The organism is Kitasatospora terrestris, assembly GCF_039542905.1.
Lineage (GTDB): Bacteria > Actinomycetota > Actinomycetes > Streptomycetales > Streptomycetaceae > Kitasatospora > Kitasatospora terrestris.
In genome coordinates, this window is record NZ_BAABIS010000001.1 from 659,028 (window position 1) to 680,685 (window position 21,658).

Annotated in this window: 23 protein-coding genes; 12 read left to right on the plus strand and 11 right to left on the minus strand. The window is 71.9% G+C overall.

Annotation, left to right across the window (positions count from 1 at the left end; translation table 11 throughout):
* Positions 1–6 precede the first annotated feature (6 nt).
* Genes ABEB06_RS03200 through ABEB06_RS03215 form a run of 4 tightly spaced genes read left to right on the plus strand, consistent with a single transcriptional unit; the run spans position 7 to position 4,548 of the window.
* The gene (locus tag ABEB06_RS03200; RefSeq protein WP_345695225.1) at positions 7–1,797 is read left to right on the plus strand and encodes a non-ribosomal peptide synthetase; all 1,791 of its coding nucleotides are present in this window, start codon (positions 7–9) and stop codon (positions 1,795–1,797) included.
* Positions 1,794–3,023, plus strand: a complete 1,230-nt coding sequence (locus ABEB06_RS03205) for a cytochrome P450 (RefSeq protein ID WP_345695226.1) — start codon at positions 1,794–1,796, stop codon at positions 3,021–3,023. Before ABEB06_RS03200 ends, ABEB06_RS03205 begins: the two co-directional genes overlap by 4 nt.
* Positions 3,020–4,261: a cytochrome P450 gene (locus ABEB06_RS03210; RefSeq protein ID WP_345695227.1), complete on the plus strand. Its 1,242-nt coding sequence runs from the start codon at positions 3,020–3,022 to the stop codon at positions 4,259–4,261. Before ABEB06_RS03205 ends, ABEB06_RS03210 begins: the two co-directional genes overlap by 4 nt.
* A gap of 47 nt (positions 4,262–4,308) precedes the next feature.
* The gene (locus ABEB06_RS03215) at positions 4,309–4,548 is read left to right on the plus strand and encodes a phosphopantetheine-binding protein (RefSeq protein WP_345695228.1); all 240 of its coding nucleotides are present in this window, start codon (positions 4,309–4,311) and stop codon (positions 4,546–4,548) included.
* 60 nt (positions 4,549–4,608) lie between these two features.
* Here the strand turns inward: ABEB06_RS03215 and ABEB06_RS03220 are convergent, their stop codons facing one another.
* The 3 genes from ABEB06_RS03220 to ABEB06_RS03230 form a co-directional block, all read right to left on the minus strand.
* Positions 4,609–5,520: a hypothetical protein gene (locus ABEB06_RS03220; RefSeq protein ID WP_345695229.1), complete on the minus strand. Its 912-nt coding sequence runs from the start codon at positions 5,518–5,520 to the stop codon at positions 4,609–4,611.
* A gap of 88 nt (positions 5,521–5,608) precedes the next feature.
* On the minus strand, positions 5,609–6,034 hold the full coding sequence (locus ABEB06_RS03225; RefSeq protein WP_345695230.1) for a hypothetical protein: 426 nt from the start codon (positions 6,032–6,034) through the stop codon (positions 5,609–5,611).
* Positions 6,035–6,195: 161 nt separating this feature from the next.
* Complete coding sequence (locus tag ABEB06_RS03230) at positions 6,196–7,335, minus strand: PucR family transcriptional regulator (protein ID WP_345695231.1); 1,140 nt, start codon at positions 7,333–7,335, stop codon at positions 6,196–6,198.
* Positions 7,336–7,422: 87 nt separating this feature from the next.
* Between ABEB06_RS03230 and ABEB06_RS03235 the strand changes: the two genes are divergently transcribed.
* From ABEB06_RS03235 to ABEB06_RS03250, 4 genes are all read left to right on the plus strand, one after another.
* The gene (locus ABEB06_RS03235) at positions 7,423–8,478 is read left to right on the plus strand and encodes a ferredoxin reductase (RefSeq protein WP_345695232.1); all 1,056 of its coding nucleotides are present in this window, start codon (positions 7,423–7,425) and stop codon (positions 8,476–8,478) included.
* Positions 8,479–8,485: 7 nt separating this feature from the next.
* On the plus strand, positions 8,486–9,604 hold the full coding sequence (locus ABEB06_RS03240) for a fatty acid desaturase family protein (protein ID WP_345695233.1): 1,119 nt from the start codon (positions 8,486–8,488) through the stop codon (positions 9,602–9,604).
* 94 nt (positions 9,605–9,698) lie between these two features.
* Positions 9,699–10,463, plus strand: coding sequence for a hypothetical protein (locus ABEB06_RS03245; RefSeq protein WP_345695234.1), 765 nt, complete (start codon positions 9,699–9,701; stop codon positions 10,461–10,463).
* Between the two features lie 74 nt (positions 10,464–10,537).
* On the plus strand, positions 10,538–10,843 hold the full coding sequence (locus tag ABEB06_RS03250) for a hypothetical protein (RefSeq protein ID WP_345695235.1): 306 nt from the start codon (positions 10,538–10,540) through the stop codon (positions 10,841–10,843).
* A gap of 271 nt (positions 10,844–11,114) precedes the next feature.
* Here the strand turns inward: ABEB06_RS03250 and ABEB06_RS03255 are convergent, their stop codons facing one another.
* Positions 11,115–11,639: a hypothetical protein gene (locus ABEB06_RS03255; protein ID WP_345695236.1), complete on the minus strand. Its 525-nt coding sequence runs from the start codon at positions 11,637–11,639 to the stop codon at positions 11,115–11,117.
* Positions 11,640–11,983: 344 nt separating this feature from the next.
* Here ABEB06_RS03255 and ABEB06_RS03260 point away from each other — a divergent pair, with 344 nt between their 5' ends.
* The 3 genes from ABEB06_RS03260 to ABEB06_RS03270 all read left to right on the plus strand — a co-directional run bounded on the left by ABEB06_RS03260 (position 11,984) and on the right by ABEB06_RS03270 (position 15,392).
* The gene (locus ABEB06_RS03260; protein ID WP_345695237.1) at positions 11,984–13,489 is read left to right on the plus strand and encodes a S53 family peptidase; all 1,506 of its coding nucleotides are present in this window, start codon (positions 11,984–11,986) and stop codon (positions 13,487–13,489) included.
* Positions 13,490–13,736: 247 nt separating this feature from the next.
* Positions 13,737–14,321 carry a TetR/AcrR family transcriptional regulator gene (locus ABEB06_RS03265; protein ID WP_345695238.1) on the plus strand — a complete coding sequence of 195 codons (585 nt, stop codon included), beginning with the start codon at positions 13,737–13,739 and terminating at the stop codon, positions 14,319–14,321.
* 90 nt (positions 14,322–14,411) lie between these two features.
* Positions 14,412–15,392 carry a zinc-binding dehydrogenase gene (locus tag ABEB06_RS03270; protein WP_345695239.1) on the plus strand — a complete coding sequence of 327 codons (981 nt, stop codon included), beginning with the start codon at positions 14,412–14,414 and terminating at the stop codon, positions 15,390–15,392.
* Between the two features lie 158 nt (positions 15,393–15,550).
* Here the strand turns inward: ABEB06_RS03270 and ABEB06_RS03275 are convergent, their stop codons facing one another.
* Positions 15,551–16,015 (minus strand): hypothetical protein, encoded by a 465-nt coding sequence (locus ABEB06_RS03275; protein WP_345695240.1) that lies wholly within the window; start codon positions 16,013–16,015, stop codon positions 15,551–15,553.
* A gap of 119 nt (positions 16,016–16,134) precedes the next feature.
* On the opposite strand from ABEB06_RS03275, the gene ABEB06_RS03280 reads away from it, so the two are divergent.
* Positions 16,135–17,109, plus strand: a complete 975-nt coding sequence (locus tag ABEB06_RS03280) for an ArsR/SmtB family transcription factor (RefSeq protein ID WP_345695241.1) — start codon at positions 16,135–16,137, stop codon at positions 17,107–17,109.
* Positions 17,110–17,396: 287 nt separating this feature from the next.
* Here ABEB06_RS03280 and ABEB06_RS03285 read toward each other — a convergent pair whose 3' ends face one another.
* The 6 genes from ABEB06_RS03285 to ABEB06_RS03310 all read right to left on the minus strand — a co-directional run bounded on the left by ABEB06_RS03285 (position 17,397) and on the right by ABEB06_RS03310 (position 21,604).
* Positions 17,397–17,846: a hypothetical protein gene (locus ABEB06_RS03285; protein ID WP_345695242.1), complete on the minus strand. Its 450-nt coding sequence runs from the start codon at positions 17,844–17,846 to the stop codon at positions 17,397–17,399.
* A gap of 565 nt (positions 17,847–18,411) precedes the next feature.
* Positions 18,412–19,113, minus strand: a complete 702-nt coding sequence (locus tag ABEB06_RS03290; RefSeq protein ID WP_345695243.1) for a hypothetical protein — start codon at positions 19,111–19,113, stop codon at positions 18,412–18,414.
* Positions 19,114–19,165: 52 nt separating this feature from the next.
* A complete protein-coding gene (locus tag ABEB06_RS03295; protein WP_345694664.1) occupies positions 19,166–19,915 on the minus strand; it encodes a transposase family protein in 750 nt (249 codons plus the stop codon).
* A gap of 125 nt (positions 19,916–20,040) precedes the next feature.
* Positions 20,041–20,310 (minus strand): hypothetical protein, encoded by a 270-nt coding sequence (locus ABEB06_RS03300; RefSeq protein WP_345695244.1) that lies wholly within the window; start codon positions 20,308–20,310, stop codon positions 20,041–20,043.
* Entirely contained in the window at positions 20,307–21,203 is an 897-nt protein-coding gene (locus ABEB06_RS03305) for an ABC transporter ATP-binding protein (protein WP_345695245.1), read from the minus strand. The genes ABEB06_RS03300 and ABEB06_RS03305 overlap by 4 nt, the downstream gene beginning before the upstream one ends.
* Positions 21,200–21,604 (minus strand): GntR family transcriptional regulator, encoded by a 405-nt coding sequence (locus ABEB06_RS03310; RefSeq protein ID WP_345695246.1) that lies wholly within the window; start codon positions 21,602–21,604, stop codon positions 21,200–21,202. The genes ABEB06_RS03305 and ABEB06_RS03310 overlap by 4 nt, the downstream gene beginning before the upstream one ends.
* Positions 21,605–21,658 lie beyond the last annotated feature (54 nt).

The following is a 21,658-nucleotide window of genomic DNA, read 5'->3' on the forward strand; positions in this document are numbered from 1 at the left end:
CCCACCGTGAACCCGCACGGCCCGACCGCGCCCCCGACCCTCACCCGGATGTTCGCCGACTCGGTCGCCGCCCACGGCGACTCGCCCGCCGTCTCCGACGACTCGGGCCGCCGGCTCACCTACGCCGAACTCGACCGCGCCTCCGCCGCCGTGGCGCGGCAGCTGATCGAGGCCGGGGTGCGCCGGGAGGACCGGGTGGGCATCCACCGCGAGCGCGACGTGGACCTGGTCATCGGCATCCTCGGCGCGCTGCGGGCGGGCGCCGCCTACGTCGCCGTGGACCAGCGCTACCCCAAGGCCCGGCGCGAGCTCATGCTGCGCGCGGCCGGCGTCCGGGTCACCCTGGTGGACGCCGCCGGAGCCGAACAGCTGGACCCCGGGTTCAACCCGCTGGTCCAGCGGTACGACCCGTCCGTCGGCGCTCCCCGGACCGCCGGCCCGGACCTGCCCGAACCCGACGGCCAGGACGCGGCCTGCGTGCTGTTCACCTCCGGCTCCACCGGCACGCCCAAGGGCGTCGTGGTCGAGCACCGCAACCTGGTGCACTTCGTCACCAATCCCGAACTGCCCCGGCTCACCCAGGCCGACCGGGTCGCCCAGATCGCCAACGTCTCCTTCGACACCTTCCACTGGGAGCTCTGGAGCTCTTTCTGGTTCGGTGCCGAGATCGTCATGATGCCCTCGGTGCCCGACCTGGTGAAGGGCGACCCGGGCCGGGAGCTGCGCCGCCGCCGGATCACCGCGCTGCTCTCCCCCACCATGGCCTTCAACCACATCGCCGCGGAGGACCCCGACGTCTTCTCCTCGCTGCGGATCCTGCAGACCGGTGGCGACGTGGTCCGCCCCGCCGCCTGCCGCGACATCCTCGCCGGCAAGTTCGACGGCGAGCTGGTCAACCTCTACGGCCCGACCGAAGGCACCACCGCCGCCACCGCCCACCGGATCACCGAGGTGCTGCACGACGCCACCAGCGTCCCGATCGGCCGCGCGCTGTCCGGCGTCCTGCTCCACGTCCTCGACCCCGAGCTGCGCCCCGTTCCGGTGGGCACGCCCGGCGAGCTGTACATCGGCGGCGCCGGGGTCACCCGCGGCTACCTCGGCGACCCCGCCCGCACCGCCGAGCGGTTCCTCCCGGACCCGCTCGGCCCACCCGGATCGACCATGTACGCCACCGGCGACCTGGTCCTGGAGCGGGACGGCGTCCTCGACTACCTGGGCCGCAACGACGACCAGGTGAAGATCCGCGGCTACCGGGTCGAGCCGCGCGAAGTGGAGCGTTCGCTGATCGCCCACCCCGGTGTCCTGGACGCGGCGGTCCTGCCGCAGGGCAGCGACCAGGACAAGCGGCTCGTCGCCTTCGTCGTCCTCCAGGGACGCACCACCGTTCCCCAGGTCCGGGCCCACGCCCAGGCGACGATGCCCGACTACCAGGTGCCCTCGGAGTTCCTGAACGTCCCCGAGATCCAGGCGACCCCGCACGGCAAGCGCGACACCGCGGCCCTGCTCGACCTGCTGGCCGACCGGGGCCGACGCCGCAGCGGGTACACCGCACCCGCGACGGACACCGAGCGCTACCTCGCCGGCGTCTGGGAGGAACTGCTCGGCACCGAACGGATCGGCACCGACGACGACTTCTTCGAGCTCGGCGGCAACTCGATGCTGGCCTTCCGGCTCAGCCGCCGGATCGCCCGCGACAACGGCGCGTTCGTCACCCTCGAGAGCATCCTGTCCAACACCGTCCTGACCGACATGGCCGCCGCCACCGACGCGGCACCGCGCAAGGGAGACGACACGTGACCCAGGTTCCCGGACCGGTGGCCCGGATCGACCTCAACGACACCGAGGCCTTCGTCAGCGGCGACCCCCACCTCCTGTGGGAACAGCTGCGCACCCAGTCCCCGGTCCACTGGAACCCCACCCCGTCCGGCGGCTTCTGGGCGCTGACCACGTACGACGACGTGCTCGCGGCGCTCCGCGACACCGAGACGTTCAGCTCGGAGCACGGCACGGTCATCGGAGGGTCCTTCCGCGACGAGATCGACACCGCCTCCGGGCGGATGCTCGTCACCTCCGACCCGCCGCGCCACCGACAGCTGCGCCGCCGCATGCACCGGGTCTTCTCACCCGCGCTGATCGAGCGGGTCACCACGACGGTCCGACACCGGGTCGAGCTCGCCCTCGACCGGCTCTGGGCCGACGGCGGCGGCGACCTCGCCCTCGACGTGGCCCGGGAGCTCCCGGCCGGCGGACTCATGGCGCAGCTGGGCATCGACCACGACGAGGCGCTCCACTTGCTGGCCCTGACCCAGACCATGATCGGCTACCGGGACGACGACCACTCCCTCGGCATCAGCCACGAGGGCCTGCGTCTGGCCACCGCCCAGGCGGACATCTTCGACTTCTTCCTCGACCTGATCGCCAAGCGCCGCGCCGTCCCCGGCGACGACGCGGTCAGCATCCTGCTCACCCCCGAGGAGGGCGAGCGGGAACTCGACGAGGACACCCTGCTGTTCAACTTGATGAACCTGGCCATCGGCGGGAACGAGACCACCCAGCACAGCGCCAGTGGCGGCGTGCTCGCCATGATGGACGACCCGGCGGAGTGGGATCGGCTGCGCGCCGATCCGAAACTGGTCGACACCGGCATCGAGGAATTCGTCCGCTGGACCTCCACCGCCTCCTACGTCCAGCGGACGGCCACCAGGCCGGTCACGGTCCGCGGTGTCGAGATCGCCGAGGGGGACTCCGTCACCCTGTGGATCGCCTCCGCCAACCGCGACGCGAACCAGTTCCCCGAGCCGAACCGCTTCGACCTCGGCCGCACCCCCAACCGCCACGTCGGCTTCGCGAGCGGCCCGCACCACTGCATCGGTGCGGCGATGGGCCGCACCGCGCTCAACGCGCTGCTCCGCAGCCTGCCCACGCGGCCGGGCCGACTGGCTCCGGCGGGCGACGTGGTCCGCCTGCGGTCCAACTTCATGCTCGAGTACAAGAGCATCCCGGTCGAAGTGACCGCCCGATGACCGCAGCGGCCAAGGACCGCGCGCAGCGGCCCACCCCAGCACTGAACGTCGCGGACCCGGCGCTCTACGCCCACGGCGACCCCCTGCCGGTCTGGCGTGAACTGCGGGCCACCGCACCCGTCCACTGGAACGACACCGGTGTCCCCGGCGAGGCGTTCTGGGCGGTGATGACGTACGAACCCGCCGTCCAGGTCTACAAGGGCACCAACACCTTCACCTCCGAACGCGGCATGCGCCTCGGCTCCGGTCGGCACGGCGTGGACGCGGCGGCCGGCCGGATGATGATCGTCACCGACCCGCCGCGCCACACCAAGCTGCGCAACCTGATGAACTCGGCCTTCACCCCGCGCAGGACCGCCCAGATGGAACAGACCATGCGCGACGTGCTCACCCCCCTGATCGACGAGGCCGTCGAGACCGGGGTGGTCGACTTCGTCACCGACATCGCGGCGGTCCTGCCCGCAGCGATCGTGTGCCACATCATGGACGTGGCCCGCGAGGAGCACCAGGCCTTCACCGACATGACCAGCAGGGCGTTCGGCGCCAACCTCGGCGCCGAGGGCGGCCCGGTCAGCGTCGCGGCGAGCACCGTGGCCAACGCGAAGATCTTCGCCTACTACGCCCGACTCCTCGAGCAGCGACGCGCCGCGCCCGGCGACGACGTCGTCAGCACGCTCGCCACCAGCGAGGTCGACGGGGTCCCCCTGACCGACGCAGAGATCGTCATGAACTGCAACGGCATCCTCCTCGGCGCCAACGAGACCACCCGGCTGGCCTCCGCCGGCGGTCTGCTCGCCCTCATCGAGAACCCCGCCCAATGGCAGCGCCTGCGCGACGGCGACGTCAGTCCGGACAGCGCGGTCGAGGAGGTCCTCCGCTACACCAGTCCGGCGATGCACATGAAGCGCGTCGCCCGCACCGACACCGAGATCGGCGGTCAGACGATCAAGGCCGGCGAAACCGTCGCCATCTGGAACCCCTCCGCCAACCGTGACGAGGCCGTCTTCGACCGGCCGGACCGGCTGGATCTCGGCCGAACCCCCAACCGTCACCTGGCGTTCGGCATGGGGAGTCACTTCTGCATCGGCGCCGCGCTCGCCCGGATCGAGCTCCGCGTCATGCTCCAGTTGCTCGTCGACCGCCTCTCCGGCGCCGAACTCGCCGGCCCCGTCCGGACGATGCACTCCAACTTCATGTGGGGTGTCGAGCACATGCCGGTCACCCTCCTCCCCAAGTGACCGAACGACCGAGCCGGCCGGAGCCGGCAGAAACCGGAGGCCCCTCCATGAGCAGCGACCCCCCGGTCGACCGCACCGTCATCGACGCCTGGTGCGAGGCGCTCGGTGTCCCCACCGCCGACCTCGGCGACGACTTCTTCGCATCCGGTGGCCACTCCTTCGCGGCCGTTCAACTGATGACCGCCGTCGAGTCCGCCCTCCCCATCACCTTCCCGCTGGAGACCCTGTTCTCCGACAACCTCGAAGCCGTGATCAAGGAATGCGAGGCCCGCATGCCGACCGACTGACGCACGACGGTGTCCGGGGGGCGGGGCGTCGTCGCGGCGACGCCCCGCCCCCCGGACGGCTCAGCCGACCTTGAGGGTGAGGGCAGCGGTGTGCAGCTGCCCGGCGGTCTGGAACTGCAGGAACAGGCGCCAGTTGCCGGCCTGGGGGAACTCGGCGTGGAAGGCGAGCTCGGGGCCGCCCCGGCCGCCGGCGGCCGCGCTCGCGGGGTGGAGGTGGGCGAAGGCCATGTCGCCCTCGTGGAAGGCGGTGAGGTGGGCGTAGGTGTCGAGGTAGGGCTGGAGGTCGGTGACCGGCTTGCCGTCCTTGGTGACGGTGACCGTCACGGGGTGGGCCATGGTGGCCATCGGGGCGCCCTGGAGGGTGACGGTGTAGCCGTCGACCTGGGTGGTGGTGGCCGCGGCCGGCAGCGGCGCGGCGTCCGCCCTGCCGTCGACGTCCACGGTGCGGGAGAGGACCAGCGCCGTGCCCTTGCCGTCGCCGGTGTCGGGGGTGAAGGACGCGTAGGTGCGCCAGGAGCCGGAGGTCAGGGCCGCGAGCGGGGCGGTCCAGGTGCCGTCGGGGGCCATGGTGGGGTGCAGGTGCTGGAAGCCCGTGAGGTCGGAGCGGATCGCGTAGAAGTGCATCTGCTTGGTCTGCTCGACCGCGAAGGCGGTCACCGGCTTGCCGTCGGGGCCGGTGATGCTGAAGCGGTAGTCGGTCGGCTGCCCGGCGGGCAGGGTGGCGGCGGCCGCGTCGAAGCGGTACCCGGAGCGGTTGTCGGCCGGCGCTCCGGCGCCGTCGGCAACGGGCGCGCCGTGGTCCATGCCGGGCATGGCGTGGCCGGCGGAGGCGGAGGCGCTCGGCGAGGCGCCGTCGTGGTTCATGCCCGGCATGTCGTGGTCCGTGCCGGAACCGCAGGCGGTCAGGACCGTGGTGAGGAGGGCGGCGCCCGCCAGGGCGAGGGTGCGGCGGGACAGACGGGTGGTACGCATCGGATGTCCTTGGAGAAGGCCGCGCCGAGGGCGCGGAGGTGAGCAGGGTCGGTGCCCGGTTCCCCGTGCGGGGATCGGGTGGGCCCTCTCACGTCCGCGCGACGCACACCTGGAGCAGGAGTCGGCGCCCGCCGCCCGGGGGGCCGCGCAGCCTGGCCGTTCCCGCGGTCGTGGCGAGCATGCCCGTGCCGACGATCAGGGCCACGGACAGGACGGCCAGGAGCGGGGGCGGGTCCAGCACGACGCGCCCGTGGGCCGGCGTGGACAGGCAGGCCGATCCGCCGCGGGTGTCGGCGGCGGCAGGCACGGCGCGCGGGTCGCGGCCGGCGGCGTCGCCCGCCGTCGCGGGGTGCGCGAGGTGCGGGAATGCCATGGCCGGGGCCGCGACGGCGCGCGCCATGTCGTCGTGGCAGCCTCCGGCCGCGAGCGGGGCGCCGTGCATGAGGAACAGTCCGAGCAGCAGGGTGCACACCACGAGGAGCCGGGCCGTGGCCGGGCGGCTGCTGGTCTGCATCGGTTCCTCCGGGTTCCTGTCCGGGGCGGCTTGGCGCGCTCCGACAATACCCCTCCCCCGTACCCCCGTGCGCCCACCTCGACCGGGCGTCTCGTCCCCGTACCGCAGCCCCGGCCACCACCGCCGACCCGCCGACCCGTTCGCGGACGTCGAGGTAGGCGTCAGCCGGTCCGAAGCCCCACGGCCAGCGTCAGTTCGAGGACCCGCTGCGGCGAGGCGAGGTCCGGGAACAGCTCCCGCAGCTGCGCCATCCGGTACCGGACCGTCTGGGGATGGACGAACAGGGCCGCCGCCACCTCGTCCCGCCTGCCCTGGTGCAGCAGCCACGCCCGCAAGGTCTCCTCCATCCGCCGCGCGGTCGCGCCGGGCAGAGAACGCAGCGGCGCGAGGGCCCGGGCCCGCAGGTCGGCGAACGCGTCCTTGTCGGCGCTCAGCACCAGCTCGGGCAGGTGGTCCTCGGTGTCGCGGATGTCGGCGGAGAGCGAGCGGGCGCGTACGGCCCGTGCGTACGAGGCGGCCGCCCGGGTCCACGGCCGGGCCGGGCCGACCACGGCGGTGCGGTCGGTCAGCTGCCGCAGGAGGTGCGGCCGGTCGGCGTCGGGGACGAGCAGCACACCGGTGGCGTCCGGCAGGTCGTCGAGGACGAGGGTGCCCGGGTCGAGCTCGCGGTAGGCGGGCCGGGCCTGGGCGGCCGGCAGCAGGACCGCGGTCAGCGTGGCCGGGGGCTGCCACCCGGACCGTTGGACGGAGGCGGCCAGCACGTCCGGGTTCGCGCCCGCGAGGAGGTCGCGGGCCAGGTGTTCCAGGTGGCGCTCCTGTGCCCTGCCCCGGGCGGCCAGTTCGTCGGCGTGGCCCGCGGCGCTCGCGGCGGAGAGCTCGTCGATGTAGGCGAAGGTCAGTTCGGCGAACTTGGCGACCTCGGCGGCGGGCAGGCCGGCGGGTACGGCACCGGCGGCCAGGCACCGCCAGGCCACGCGGGCGCCGACGCGGTAGGCGCTGAGCAGGGCGTCCATCGAGCGGCCGTCGCGCACCTCGCCGCGGCCCAGCTCGTACGCCGCGTCACCGGCGTCGCCGCCGGTGGCGTTCCCGCTCGCCAGGTCCAGGTAGTGCCCCAGGGCGGTGCGGACGGCCCGGCGGATGGTGCCTCCCATGCTGCCCGAGAGGGCGTTGGCATAGGGAGGGACCTCGTCGATGATCGCCTGGACGACCTCGTCGGCGGTGGTCTTCAGCGCGGCCCGCAGTGCGGTGACCGTCGTCTCGTCCAGGGCCAGTTCGCTGGCCCTCCGGATGGCATGGCTCACGTTCTTGTTTCCTGCGAACAATTCGGTCGAGCAGTTTCACGTCCTACGGTCAGGACTTTACGCCCCGAAGCGCAGCAAGCTGGACACATGACGAGTGCAACCCTCCGCGGCAGGGCGTGGAAACTGCTGGAGATGGTCACGACGCCACTGCTGCCGTCGGACTACCTCGACCTGGTCAGCCCGCTGCGCGCGGGCGCCGACCTGCGTGGGCGCATCGAGGCCGTGCACCCCGAGACGGGTGACGCCTCGACCGTCGTGATCAGGCCGGGACGGGGCTGGCGCGGCCACACGGCCGGCCAGTACCTGCGGATCGGGGTCGACGTCGACGGGCGGCGCCTGTGGCGGGCGTACTCGATCACCTCGCCGACGGACCGCCGGGACGGCCGCCTCACGATCACCGTGAAGGCGGTCCCGGACGGCAAGGTCAGCAACCACCTGGTCCGCAGGGCCGCCCCGGGCACGCTGGTCCAGCTGGAGCAGGCGACCGGTGACTTCGTGCTGCCGCAGGCCAAGCCCGCCAAGGTGCTCTACCTGACGGCCGGCAGCGGCATCACGCCCGTGATGGGCATGCTGCGCGACACCGACTTCGCCGATGTCGTCCTGGTCCACTGCGCGCCGCGGCCGCGCGACGTGATCTTCCGCGACGAGCTGCACGGGCTGGCCGCCAACGGGCGGCTGCGCCTCACCGAGGTGCACACCGGCACGGACGGCAGGCTCGACGTCGCCCGTCTCGACGAGCTCGTGCCCGACTGGGCCGAGCGCGAGACCTGGGCGTGCGGGCCCGCGGGGCTGCTCGACGCCGCCGAGGAGCACTGGGCCGCGCACGGCGTCCGGGAGCTCCTGCACACCGAACGCTTCCGCCCCGCCACCGTCGTCACCGGCGAGGGCGGCGAGGTCACGTTCAGCGCCACCGGCCGGACGGTCGACGCGGACGGCGCCACGCCGTTGCTGGACGTCGGCGAGGAGGCCGGGGTGCTGATGCCCTCGGGGTGCCGCATGGGCATCTGCTTCGGCTGCGTCACGCCGCTCAAGGCGGGCGCCGTCCGCGACCTGCGCACCGGCGAGATCACCGAGGCCGAGCCGGGCGTCCTCATCCAGACCTGCGTGTCCGCCGCGGCGGGCCCCTGCGACATCGAACGGTAGGCGCACCTTGACCGCCATCGACCCCACCGCCCACCTGACCGCGGAGCAGATCGAGGAGCTCGGCCGCGAGCTGGACGCGATCCGCGACGAGGTGATCGCCGACCGCGGAGAGCAGGACGCCGCGTACATCCGCAAGGTCATCTCCGCGCAGCGCAAGCTCGAGCTGGCCAGCAGGGGCGTGCTGCTGTTCTCTCTCTTCCCGCCCGCGTGGCTGATCGGCACCGCCGGCCTGTCCGTGGCGAAGATCATGGACAACATGGAGATCGGCCACAACGTCCTGCACGGCCAGTGGGACTGGATGCGGGACCCGAAGATCCACTCCACCACCTGGGAGTGGGACCACGTCTCGCCGTCCGACCAGTGGAAGCACTCGCACAACGAGCTGCACCACACGTACACCAACGTGATCGGCAAGGACAACGACCTCGGCTACGGCATCATGCGCGTCGACGAGGACCAGAAGTGGCAGCCGTTCCACCTCGGCCAGCCGCTGTGGAACCTCGTCAACGCCTGCTTCTTCGAGTACGGCATCGCGGCGTACGACCTGGAGCTCGGCAAGAACCTGGGCAAGCGCCGCCGCAAGGACCCGGAGTTCCGGGCGCGGGCCCGGGCCGTGGGCCGCAAGATCCGCAAGCAGGTGCTCAAGGACTACGTGATCCACCCGCTGCTGTCGGGCCCGTCGTTCCTCCCCACGCTCGCCGCCACGTTCACCGCGAACCTGGTCCGCAACGTCTGGTCCCACTCGGTGATCATGTGCGGGCACTTCCCCGAGGGCGTCCAGGTCTTCGAGCGCCGGTCGATCGACGGCGAGACGCGCGGCCAGTGGTACCTGCGCCAGATGATGGGGTCGGCGAACATCAGCGGCAGCCGGGCCATGCACTTCATGACCGGCAACCTGTCGCACCAGATCGAGCACCACCTGTTCCCGGACCTGCCGAGCAACCGGTACGCCGAGGTCGCGGTGAAGGTGCGCGCGCTGTTCGAGAAGTACGAGCTGGAGTACGTCACCGGGCCCCTGCCCAAGCAGGTGTTCTCCGCGTGGCGCAAGGTCGTCCGGCTCTCGCTGCCGAACCGGAAGCCCAAGGTCAGGGCCTCGAAGCGCGGGCAGGAGGTCCTCGCGGCCTGATTCCGGGCCCGCCACGCCTCCCCGCCACGCCTCCCTGCCGCTCCCCCGCAGCTCCCGTGACGTCGCGTCAGCCGTTCGGCCTAGACTCGCCCGGATGAACACCATGATCCCCGCCGAGGCCGATCTGGCCCGCCTGGTCGACGTCCTGCTGGCCACCTCCGAGTCCGCCGGGCTCGACCGGGCCGGGTGGGAGCGGCTCGCCCGCGACCGCTTCGCCGCCGAACGCCCGGAGGAGCAGCCCGACCACTGGTGGCTGGCGGTGCCGGGCGCGACGTACGAGGCCGCCTTCGAGGCGCTGGGCCTGCACGACCGGATCCCGGTGACGGTCCGGTACGGGCAGGAGGCGCAGCAGGAGGACACCAAGTACGCGCCGGACGCGGTGCACCGGGTGTTCGTCACGCCCGAGTACGCGGGCTGGCGGCTGATCTACGCCAACGAACCGCTGGGGGCGACGCGGTGGGGGCCGCACGAGGTGATCGAGCGGCTCAGCAGGGCGTGCGGCCGGGCCCAGGTCTACTACCAGGACCCGTTCGCCGACGCGGTGATCTGGGCGGCGGCGGTGGACGGCGAGGTGGTCCGCGGGTACTGGCGCCACGAGGACTCGGAGTGGACGGGTACGCCGCTGCCCTGGGAGACCGTCCTGACCGAGGCGGACTTCGAGGACGACCCGGAGGAGTACGAGTGGTACGCCGAGGACCCGGGCCGGGCCGAGACCACCGGCGTCAACACCGCCGCCGCGCACCTCTCGGTGGACCCGGCCGCGATCGGCGCGGACACCCCCGTCCGGGGCCACGGCTGGCTCGCCCTGACGGCGGCCGGCGCCGGCCACGACGGCTTCGGCGACCACCCGGAGCTCTGACCCGGCCCGTCCCTCCCGAAGCCCCGCCCGGGCCGCCCCGCAAGGCTGTCGGCGACGGCCGGTAGCCTGCGGGCATGTCCGTCAACATCGATCTCCACTTCACCGTCTCCAAGCTCACCGACGCCGCGCAGGCCGAGGCGGTCGCCGCGTCCGTCGGCACCCTGCTGCGCGACGAGGGCTTCGAGGGCCAGATCAGCTACGGCCCGGTCGTCGACAACGGGGTGCACTACGTCACCGGCGAGTCCAGGTTCCCGGTCAGCATCAGCGGATTCGGCCGCTGGCAGCCGTACTTCGAGACCTCCTTCGCCTCCGCCGTGGCCGAGGCCGCGCCGGACGCCGAGACCTCCATCGACTGGGGCTACCCCGACGAGGAGTACTGACCGCACCGCCCGTCGACCCGACGCCGGCGCACCCGTCCCGCCGGCGCGCCGGGCGTAGTACCGCGCGCTGTATCGGCGGCGCCCCGATCGCGCAGGCAGGCCGCGGGCTCGGGGCGGCCGCTGACGCCGGGACCCACGGGATGCCGATATCGAGGATCCGCGTTCGCGGCGTTCGGCAGTCAGGACGTGCTGCCGGCCGGCCGCGCCGGGGGCGCTTCGCAGAACACTCGGACGAAAGCCGGCCTGCGGCAGGCACGGCGCCCTCGTGCTGTCAGAGAGGGGCGGACGGGGGCGGGATGCGGGCCAGGAGTTCGCGGGCGGCCCGGGTCAGGTGTGCGGGAACGTCGTCCGGGTACGCGGCGCCGACAGGGTCCATGAGCGCCACCATCGCATCGACCATCGGCGCCAACTCCTCGCACTTCCCGTAGGCTTCGGCCACATCCTCGACGATGAGTGCGGCGCCCTCGACGGGGTCGAGCCACCCGCCGGCGATCTCCGCGGCCCACCAGCGGGCGAGCGCCAGCCGGCCCTCCCAGTAGTCCTTGGGCGGGTGGAAGCCGAAGCCGAGTTCGTCCATCACCTGGCCGAACAGCTCCGGGGCCTGGTCCTCCTCACCGCGGAAGAGCGCGGCGAGGAGAACCACCGACGGGGTGTCCACGCCGGCGACCAGGGCGCGGAGCGCGGCCCGGATCAGAAGATCCGGGTCAGCGCGTCGGCCGTCGACCCACCCGTGGGCGATCTCCCGAAGTTCCTGCACCGCCTCGGCCGCCGTTGCGGGAGCTTCGCGCGTCGTCATGGCGGCATGATGCCACGGGCCCCTGACGGCCGGTCAGCGGATAGCACGCAGTCGGGTCCGGCGCCGCCCGTCAGCGAAGCCTTCGGGCGGGTGGTTCACGAGCGCCCGGGGGCTGCCGAGTTGGGCCTCCGGCGGCCGTCGCCCGGGGAACAGAGCGGGGGGAGGGCCGTCGACCCGTCGCGCTCGAACCACGTGGAGGCGGGTGCGCCGGCGCGGTGTCAGCCGTTCGGCGGTCGCCCACGCAGAGTGCCCGGGAGAATACTCTTGGTATGTCAACGAACAGACTTGTTCCGCTCCCCGGATCTGCGCGTACGGCCGCTTCCGACGCCCGCCCCGTGGGAGCCGTGGACGATTCCCAGCCCATCGACCTCACCCTCGTCCTGCGGCGCCGGGCCGAGATCCCCGACTCCCTGGTCCAGGGCCCGCAGACGATCAGCCGGGAGGAGCTGGCCGAGCGGTACGGGGCGGATCCGGCCGACGTCGAGATGATCCGCCGCACGGCGCAGGAACACGGACTGCAGGTCACCGAGGTCGACCAGGGCTCCCGCCGGATCAAGATCAGCGGCCCGCTGAGCCGGATCCGCACCGTGGTCGACCCGGGATCGCTCGAAATGGTCGAGAGCCAGCACCCGGACGACGGCGCGCTGGTCGCGCACCGGCAGCGCGAAGGCGAACTGCAGATCCTCGCCGACTGGCAGGACGCCGTGGTCGCGGTCCTCGGCATGGACGACCGGCCCCAGGCCAAGCCCCACCTCCACCGGCTCAAGCCGGCCGCGGCCCGCAGGAGCTACACGCCGGTGGAGCTCGGCCGGATCTACAAGTTCCCGCCGAACACCGACGGCTCCGGGCACCACCTCGCCATCATCGAGCTCGACGGCGGCTTCACGCAGGCGGACCTCGACGCGTACTTCTCCGGACTCGGCATCGCGACGCCCAGCGTGACGGCAGTCGGTGTCAACGGCGCCGCCAACCGGCCGAACGGGGACCCGAACAGCGCCGACGGCGAGGTGCTGCTCGACATCGAGGTCGCGGGCGGGCTCGCCCCCGGCGCCAAGCAGGTGGTCTACTTCGCGCACAACACCCTGCGGGGCTTCGCGGACGCGCTCAGCGCGGCGGTGCACGCCACGCCCACGCCCACCGCGGTCAGCATCAGCTGGGGCGCGAACGAGGAGCGGTGGACCAAGCAGGGCCGCAAGGCCTTCGACGCCGCCCTGGCAGACGCTGCCGCCCTCGGGGTGACCGTCTGCGCCGCCGCCGGCGACAACGGCAGCGGCGACGGCGAGCCGGACGGCCAGCCGCACGCCGACTACCCCGCCTCCAGCCCCGGGACCCTCGCCTGCGGCGGGACACACCTGGACGCCGACCCGAAGTCCGGCACGATCAAGCTGGAACGGGTCTGGAACAACGGGCCCGAGTCCGCCTCCGGCGGGGGCGTCAGCAAGTTCTACGCCCAGCCCGTCTGGCAGCACGGCGTCGGCGTGCCGAACGGCACCCCGGGCAAGCAGCACCTCGGCCTGCCCGACGTCGCCGCCGTCGCCGACCCCACCACCGGGTACGAGGTGCTCGTCGACGGCGAGCGCCTGGTCTTCGGCGGGACGAGCGCCGTCGCGCCGCTGTGGGCGGCCCTGGCCTGCCGGCTCTCCCAGTCGCTCGGCCGGCCGCTCGGCCTGATGCAGCCCCAGCTCTACGACGGCGCCACGGCCGGCACGTCCCCGGTCGGGTTCCGGGACATCACCCAGGGCGACATCGGAGCCTTCACTGCCGGTCCCGGCTGGGACGCCTGCACCGGACTCGGCGTACCGGACGGCACCGCGCTGCTCGAGCGGCTGAAGACCGTCAGCCCCGCCTGAGCGGGCCGGGCCCGGGGAACCCGCGGCCGGGGCGCACCTCGACAGCCGCGCGCCCCGGTTCTCGCGGCACGGGAGACCCCCGTCCCGGCGGTCGTTGCGGTGGGACACGGCCGGGAGGACCGGTTCGGTGCACGCGTCGTGGCGAAGTCCCGAGGTCACGTGCCGTCGCGGGCCGATGGTCGTGCTCGACGGAGGCCGTGGGACCGGGACGGTTGTTCTTGAATGCCCATTCAGATATGTTGTCCGCATGCCACGACCACGGGAGTTCGAGCCGGAGCAGGTCCTGGAGGCCGCGATGCGGCGCTTCTGGGAGCGCGGCTACCGGGCCACGTCCATCGAGGACCTGGTGAAGGCGACCGGGGTCAAGCCGGGGAGCATCTACAGCGCCTTCCCCGGCGGCAAGCGGGCGCTCTTCCTGAAGTCGCTGGAACGCTACTCCAAGCTCGTCGTGCCCCAGAAGCTGGGCGAACTCGACTCCCCCGACGCCTCGGTGGCCGAGGTCCGCGGCTACTTCGACGGGCTGGTCCGGGACCTGCTGAGCCCGGAGGGCCGGCAGGGCTGCCTGCTCGTCAACACCGCGATCGAGAACGCCGCCGAGGACGACGAGGCCGCCGCCGTGGTCCGCGGCCACCTCGCCCGACTCGAACACTGCATGACCCGGGCGCTGACCACCGCCGTACGCCGCGGCGAGGCGCGGGCCGGCCTCGACCCGGCCGGGACCGCCAGGCTGCTGGTCGCCACCGCCCAGGGGCTGATGGTGGTGGGCAAGGCCAACCCCGACGAGGCGGTCCTGCGCGCCATCGTCGACAACGCCTTCGCCGCCACGGCCTGACCCTCCCTCCGCACCTCGACGCCGCCACCCCCCGTGGCGGCCGTTTTTCGGCCCTTTATTTGAACGACCGCTCAAGAATGGAGATCGATCATGCGCGCCATCGTCATCACCACCCCCGGCGGACCCGAGGTCCTGACCGTCACCGACCTGCCCGACCCGCGCCCCGCCCACGGCGAAGTCCTCGTCCGGGTCAGGGCGTTCGGGCTCAACCACGCCGAGACCTACATGCGCAGCGGCGCCTGGGGCGACGTCGCCGCGGTCACCGGCATCGAATGCGCCGGCACCGTCGAGCACGACCCGAGCGGGCGACTCCCCACGGGCGCCACTGTCGTCGCACTCCTCGGCGGCATGGGGCGCACCCGCAACGGCAGCTACGCGGAGCTGGTCACCGCCCCCGCCACCAACGTCGTACCGGTCCGCACCTCGCTCGACTGGGCCGATCTGGCCGCCGTCCCCGAGGTGTACGCCACCGCGTGGAGCGCGCTGCACGGCAACCTGGCGCTGCGCCCCGGGGAGACGCTGCTCGTCCGCGGGGCGACGTCCTCGCTCGGCCAGGCCGCGGTGAACCTGGCGCGCGACCACGGCGCCACGGTGGTCGCCACCACCCGCAGCGCCGACCGGGCCGGCCTGCTCCGGGAGATCGGCGCCTCGCGGGTGCTGGTCGACGACGGCCGGTTGGCGACACAGGTCCGGGCCGGGGGGATCGAGGTGGACGCGCTCCTCGACGTCGTGGGCAACAGCGTCCTGCGGGACTCCCTCGCCACGGTGCGCCCGCGCGGACGGGTGTGCCAGCTCGGCTTCCTCGGCGGCCTCGCTCCGGTCCACGAGTTCGCGCCGCTGACCGATCTGCCCTCCGGCGTCCAACTGAGCTTCTTCGGCAGCGCGTTCGCCCTCGGAACGCCGGACTTCCCGCTCTCCTCGATCCCGTTCGACTCCATCCTCGCGAAGGTCGAGAGCGGGACCCTGCGGGCCCGCCCGGTGCGGGTCTTCGGGTTCGAGGAGATCGTCGAGGCGCACCGGGCCATGGAGTCCGGCGCGGCGACGGGGAAGATGGTCGTCACGGTGGACTGAGCCGCGCGCACCCGGCCCACCGATCAACCAGTCCTCGCCCGGCTCGCCCGAGGGTCCGCGTATCCGGCGCGCGCCCGGGCCGGCCCCGGACCCATCGCCCCTCGGAAGAGATGAATGGCCAGGTCAGAGGCGCAATCCACCCCGGACCGGTGGAGTGCTCACATCCTTGACGACCAGGCCCAGGGCGAGCCGTTCCCGGACTCGGAGATCCGCGCGATGGCCCATACACCGGAGCCGCAGTAGGGGTTGGGGACCGAGTTGCCGGCGACGATCCAGTTGTCGCCCGGGAAGATGTGGTTGGAGTTCGAGTCCCCGTTGACCCCGTAGGTGACGCCGTTGCAGGAGTCGTAGATGCCCTGGTAGATGCGCACGTCGGTGCTGCCGCCCCAGATGTGGACGGTGGGGTAGTACTTGTTGTTGTAGCTGTCGTAGTTGACGCAGGGAACCAGGTGCCAGCTGTACCAGGGTGCACCACTGGTACCCCCCTGATCGCTGCCGCAGCTCGGGGTGGCGGCGCCGGCCGAGCCGGCGCTGGTGAGAGTGGCACCGCCGGCGATCACGAGGGCGGCGGTGGCCATGGCGACGGTGCGGCGGAGCTCAGGTGCCTTCGGCAGTGCGCGCAAGACGTCCTCCGTACTTCATCCGGGGCCGGGGGTTCGGCCCGGATCCAGGGAATCGGATGACGTGTCCGTCGTCGAATGATTCGATTGTTTTCGAAGACACTTGCCAGAGGGGGCTTCTCGTGATCCGGATCGACTTGGGTACGGAAGGCCTGGGCAGGATTCGGTTCGCCTTCTCCCCCTTGGACCCGGCGAAGGACCTGCTCTTCGCACTCGCTCAGATGCCGCAGGCGCTGTCCGGTGCCTGGCGCGCCAGGGCCGCCAAGGCGCTGTCCGAGCAGCACTTGGGCCTGCTGGCAGTCGTCGCGGGTGGCGGACCCCACGGCTACGCGCCGGACTTCCTGCGACCACAGCCAGCAGCCGGCCCGGTCACCGACCTGGACGGCGCCCTGCACGCGGTCGCGACGACGCCATCGGAGCGCATCCGTTACGAGCTCGAAGGGGCCGTGAACGGCCACTCGTGGGATCAGGCCGCTGCTTCCAGAGCACCCCGGATACTCCTGGCAGCCTTGGAGCGTGGCGAGGCCCACCTGGCTCACCGCGTCGCCGGTGAACTGGCCCAGTTCTGGCACGCCGCCCTCGCACCCGAGTGGCCACGCATCCGGGCCCGGCTGGAAGGGGACATCAACGTGCGGGCCACCAGCATCGCCCGGAACGGAATCGCCGACACGATCGACCAGCTGGCGCCGAACCTGGAATGGCGCCACGGCTCCCTCCAGGTCCACCTCCGCCCGTCCAGCCGCCACCGTCTCCACTTGTCCGCCGACGCCGCGATCCTCGTGCCAAGCGTCTTCGCGGACAGGGCCATCTTCTGCGCCGGCGAACCGACAAGCGTTGCAGCCCCCCGCAAACCGATGATCCTTTACCCAGCGGGTCGGGAAGACCGCCTCCCGTCGTCCGACGAGCAGTTGCTCGGTAGCACCCGCGCCAGAATGCTGGCCGAACTGGCCCAACCCCGCAGCACCAGTGAGCTTGCCCAGCGCCTGTACCTCAGCCCGTCAACCGTCTCGTACCACCTGCAGATCCTGCACCGCGCCGGACGCGTGCAACGCACACGCTCATCCCGTGTGGTCCTCTACCAGCGCACTCCCCAGTAGCCCGCACGACTTCGCTCAGCAGGCGGTTTGAGGCCCGCCCCGGGACGCACTGCTCACATCCCACGGAGCCTGGCCGCTGCGCAGCGGACAACCACCACGCCCACGGCGCGCAGCGCGACGACCACGGTGCCCCTCAGCCGACGGCTTCCCCGGTGCCGGGGAGGGGCAAGCGCCTGATCGGCCTGGGCACCCCCGCCAGCTCGGTCCGATGGCCGTGCAACGTGCAACAGCACTGCTGGCCGGCCCGGTACGCGTACGGGTACCGAGCCGGCCAGGACAGCATTTGGTCAGCAGTTGCCCTTGTAGAGCTTGGTGCCGACGTAGATGGCGCCGCCGATGTTGACGTTGACCGTCGAGCCAGGCACGCCCACGGTGTTCGAGGCCCAGTACGCCGTGTTGTAGATGTCGTTGCCGTACAGCACGAAGTTGCCGTCCTGCTGGTACGTCGCGTGGTGCACCGGCTTGCCGTAGGTACCCGACGCCCAGCAGGTCTTCGTCCGATATCCGTGGTCGAGACGGTACTCGACGAGGTTGCCGTCCGACTGCAGGACCAGTTCGTACTGGCGCAGGGTGGAGTCCATCGGCGACAGGAGCCTGTCGCCGATGTTGAGGCTGTACCCCTTGGGCAGCACGCTCCGGTCGAGCGCCGAAGCGCTCCCCGTCCCAGCGGCCATGCAGGCCACCGCCACAGCTCCGACAGCGAGCGCCTTGGCCGCCGTACGCATGTTCTTCTTCACAGGCCCCCCTTTTTTTCATACTTTCAGGCGTTCAATGACGAACAGCGAAGCGTCTCGGCCGGGAGGACCCCTGCCACCCTCCGTACCGGACAGAATCCAAAACGAACCATGAGTCAATACCGGCCCAGAGATACCGGCCCCGCTGTCGGGTTCAACAATCCCCGAACGACGATCACAGGACTATCCATCGCGAGTTCACGTTCGTGGATAGTCAGCGACGGCCGCACGTGCTACCCGAGGGGGAACACCCGTGGGCCGGTCACCGTGCCACTCGCGCCGCCGTACAGACCCCACCACAACCGAAATGCCGACCAGTCACAAATGGAGAGGCGACTCACCCTCACGCCCGCTGCTCCCTGTGCCCCGTTCCCGCGTGTCGGCGGACGCCTCCGGCGAGGCCCGGGCGGAGTCGAGGTGAACCCGAGCCGGCAAGCCGGTGCCTGTACCGGCTCCGGGGTGCACGGAGCAGCCGGTACCGGCGAGTGGCGGGAGGTCCCGGTGCGGTGAGGGTCAGCCTGGTTGCGGCCTGCCCTCATGGGTGTTCGCGTCGTGGGGCTGGCGTCTGTCAGGTCACCCGGCGGCGGATCCACCAGACGCAGAACCCGGTCAGGGCCAGGGCGAGGCCGAGGTAGAGCCCGGCCTCGGCCCATTGAAGGGCCCAGAAGTTGCCGGCGGGCTGGTAGGTCACCTGCTGTTTGTATCCCAGGGCGCCGAGATCGGCGACGCAGCGGTCGACCTGTTGCAGGGTGGGCGGGCCCGACTCGATGTGCAGGCAGTCGGCGAATGACGACGGCACGGGGGCCGGCTGCCCGGCGGCGTTCAGTGTCTGCTGGGAGGTGACCCAGGCCCCGGGTGCCTGTTCGAGGTGCGCGACGATCTGCTTGGCGCCGTCCTGGATGCCGAGAGGGGCGCCGTCGGGCTCGATCGGCAGGACGGTCCGGTCCGCGGCGGCCAGGTGGGACCGGATCCACATCGGCACGGCGATCTGGGCGGCGGTGTAGAGGGCGAACGTGGTGGCCATCGCAGGCAGGGTACGGCGGATGACCAGGCCGAGGGCGACGCCCAGGGCGAAGGCGAAGGCGGCGTGGGCCATGGGGACGATGCCCCGTGCGGCGAAGGCCACGGGGTCGAGCCGTGGGAAGTACGTGTCCGTTGCGCCGCCGGCGTCGACGGCACGGTCGATGGGGCTGCTCCACCAGGTCACCGCGAGGCTGGTCAGCCCCGCAGCGGCCATGGAGACTGCCGCGCCGAGGCCCAGTTTGGTCACCAGCCAGCGGGTGCGGGTGACGCCCTGGTTCCACGCGAGGTAGTGAGCATTTTCAGCGTTGCCTCTCCAGGGTGAGGACCGCCCTGGCGGCTGACGTGAGCCAGTTGGGGCTGCAGCGGGCGTGTCGGAAGATGCGCCAATGCTTGAGGGTGGCGACGCCGCGCTCGACCGGACAGCGGAGCCTGGCATGGGCCTTGTTCAGGGACCTCTCCTTCGCGGTCAGCTCGCGTTTGGGCCGGCGGCGAACCGGAACGGCGACGCCTGGGCCGGCTCCGGTATAGGCCAGATCCGCGAGCGCCGGGATCCGCAGCCGGGCGCAGGTCTCGACGATCCGGTGGTGCCGGGCCGCGGTCAGGTCGTGGATTCGGCCCGGCAGCGGTCGTGAGATCCACGCGAGCTTGCCAACGGGATTGGTGATGACCTGCAGGTTCACGCCGTGGCGGCGGTGCTTGCCGCTGTAATCGGCACGGCCGTCGCCGACCCGGTCGCACTCGGCCAGGGTGCCGTCGACCAGTACGTATGCCCCGTCCGTCTCGCGAAGGGCCCGGGTCAGCCCCGGCGCCTTGCGGGCGAGATGCCCGGTCACCGCACGAACGTAGGCGTGGGCCGTACCCACGCTGATCCCGAACCCGGCCGCGATCTGCGCGAGCGTGTCGTGCTTGCGCAGGTACACCAGCGCGACGATCGCGCGTTGCGACGGCCGGAGCTTGCAGCGCCGGTCACCCTCACGGGTGACAATCAGCATGGTGACCCACTCCACCAGCGCGTGCGGCAGGTCAAGTGATGCAGGATAGACAACCAACGAGGCTCTCCGGCCACCGAGTTGAGACGTCAGACATCTCACTCAACCGCCGGAGAGCCTCGCTCGTTTCGCTGCCCGCTGACGTCACCCAGCCGTCACCCGATCGGTGCCCGCGCTGAAAACGCTCAGTGGGTGCCGGTCTCCAGTTCACGGGAGACCAGCGGGGCGCCCCAGAACATCCCGATGACCGCGGGGACGGCGAGCACGGCCAGCAGTCCGGTGTAGTAGAGGGTCCGGTCCGAACTGGCGATCTGGTCCACCAGGCTGCTGCCGGCGGTCCGGTAGAGGTCGGCCAGCTGTGGGCCGGTGACCGCGAGGGCGGCGGCGAGGGCGGCCACCGCGGCGAACACCACGGCTGCCTGGGTGCGGAACTGGCGCCAGGTCAGCCAGATCATCGGAGTACCTCCAGCGCGGGTCGGGTGTCACGTACCGCATCGGCGGGCCGGGTCATGTAGGCCAGGACGATGTCTTCCAGGCCGAGCGGGCTGACGGTCCAGGACGGATCGTGGAGCGGGGTGTCGGTGCGCACCAGGAGGGTGGTCTGCCGGTCGGTGTGGCTGGCGGTGATGACGTGCCGGCCGGCCGGGAGGGTGTCCGGGTCCCGGCGGGGGCCGGTGAGCCGGTGGTGACGGGCGACCAGGTCGTCGATGTCGCCGGCCATCTGCACCTGGGAATCGACCAGGACGATGACGTAGTCGCAGGTCCGTTCCACGTCGGAGACCAGGTGGGAGGAGAGCACGACGCTCAGCTCGTGTTCGGCGACGGCCTCCATCAGGTCCTGCATGAACTCCCGTCGGGCGAGCGGGTCCAGAGCCGCGACCGGCTCGTCCAGGACCAGCAGCTCCGGCCGCTTGGCGATGCCCAGGGTGAGAGCGAGCTGCGCGCGCTGGCCGCCGGACAGTCGGCCGGCCCGCTGCTTGAGGTCCAGACCGAGGCGGCGGATCCGGTCGTGCGCCACGGCGTCGTCCCAGCCCGGGTTGAGGCGTCTGCCGAAGTCGAGGTGGTCGGCGACGCTCAGCGCGGCGTAGACCGGGGTGTCCTGGGCGACGAAGCCGACCTTGGCCAGCTGTTCCACACCCGCGGCAGGACGGCCACCGCAGACCTCGATGCTGCCGGCCGTCGGGGTCAGCATGCCGCAGGCCAGCTTCAACAGGGTCGACTTTCCGGCGCCGTTGGGGCCGACCAGGCCAACCACCCGGCCGGCGGGGACGTCCAGGTCGCAGTTCTGCAGCGCCCAGCGCTGCCTGTACCTCTTGCCCAGGCCCTGGGCTCGCAAGACGGCGCTCACGCTACGTCCTCTCCGGCGGCGTTGCGGAACGTGTCCATGAACAGCGCCTCGATGCTCTCGTCGTCGAGCCCGGCCAGGCGGGCCTTGGTCAGCCAGCGCTGCAGGTCCTTGCGCAGCGGTCCCTGCGCGGCGAGCGTGCCGCCGGCCAGCGTCCGGGTCACGAACGTCCCGACGCCGGGACGGGCGGCCACCAGACCGTCGTGTTCCAGCTCCCGGTACGCCTTGAGCACCGTGTTCGGGTTGACCGCCGTCTGCCTCGCCACGTCCTTGACCGTCGGCAGCCGGTCGCCCTCCTCGAGCAGGCCCAGGCGCAGTGCGTGCCTCACCTGCTGGACCAGCTGCTGGTACGGGGACAGGCCGGACCGGCTGTCCAGGTGGAACTCAATCACCGGTTCCTCCATTTATCTAGTTGCCTAGCACTATAGCCCTCTACGCCGCCCATGGGGCAAGGCATG